Source organism: bacterium, assembly GCA_009926305.1.
In the GTDB taxonomy this organism is placed as follows: Bacteria; Bdellovibrionota_C; UBA2361; order UBA2361; family RFPC01; genus RFPC01.
Genome location: RFPC01000278.1, coordinates 1 through 1049 on the forward strand (window position 1 = coordinate 1; position 1049 = coordinate 1049).

At 44.7% G+C, this 1049-nt stretch carries 1 protein-coding gene; it reads right to left on the reverse strand.

Annotation, left to right across the window (positions count from 1 at the left end):
- On the reverse strand, positions 1–1043 hold a 1043-nt coding region (locus EBR25_14535; GenBank protein NBW42186.1), incomplete at its 3' end, for an adenylosuccinate lyase.
- Between the last annotated feature and the right edge of the window lie 6 nt (positions 1044–1049).

Here is a 1049-nt window from a genome sequence, read left to right on the forward strand (position 1 = left end):
CCTTTAACTTGGTCTATGTTATGAGCCATCCTATCCGTGTCTACATAAAGATCCTTGATGACTCCATTAAGTCTGCTTAGTCCGAAACAAACAAGATGTAGGGAGTCCTCTATGGCAATACGCTCAACGGATGAATGACTCATGTCTCGCTCATACCAAAGAGACACATTCTCAAGGCTAGGTGACACATACGCTCTAATCATGCGAGCTAGTCCAGTTAGATTCTCGGACAGGATTGGATTTCTCTTATGGGGCATCGCTGATGATCCTGTTTGATCTTTACCGAACCCTTCAGCCACTTCTTGTATGAGTGATTGAGACAAGTTCCTCACCTCTATGGACAAGCGTTCCATAGAAGCCCCTAAAATGCCCAACACGCTCATAAAGTATGCGTGTCTATCTCTAGGTACTACTTGAGTCGAAACAGGCTCAAAACCAAGCCCTAAAGACTTGCATATTGTTTTCTCAATTTCGGGGTCTATATGGACATAGTTCCCCATCGCACCAGAAAACTTTCCGACAGAGATTTCTTCTTGTGCTCTCTTCATGCGTTCTAAGTTTCGAGTCCACTCGGAATAAAACCCAAGCAAGATGATCCCAAAGCTCGTGATTTCACCAGACATCCCATGAGAGCGTCCTAAGATGTGAGTGTCCTTATGCTCAATCGCCTTCTTCTTGAGCGTTTCAAGTAGAGACTCAATCTTTTGAATGACAACATCAGAAGCGTCCGCCATCTGCTTTGCAAGACAAGTGTCAAGGATGTCAGACGAGGTAGCCCCCTTATGAAGATAAGGCAAGGACTCCTTACTCATCTGAAGCCCTAGAGCCTGTATGAAAGCGACCGTCTCATGTCGGGTTTCTTTCTCTTTGACCGCTAAATCTTTAAGGAGAAGATCGAGGTCTACCTTCGAGAAATCTTCAAGTATGGAGTCTGGACATCCTTGACTCGAACAAAATAGTCTCTCGATTTCGACAAAGACTCTCAAACGATGGATCGGGCTGAAGATACTTTCAATCTGAGGACAAGCATATCGAGCTATCATGTGCGT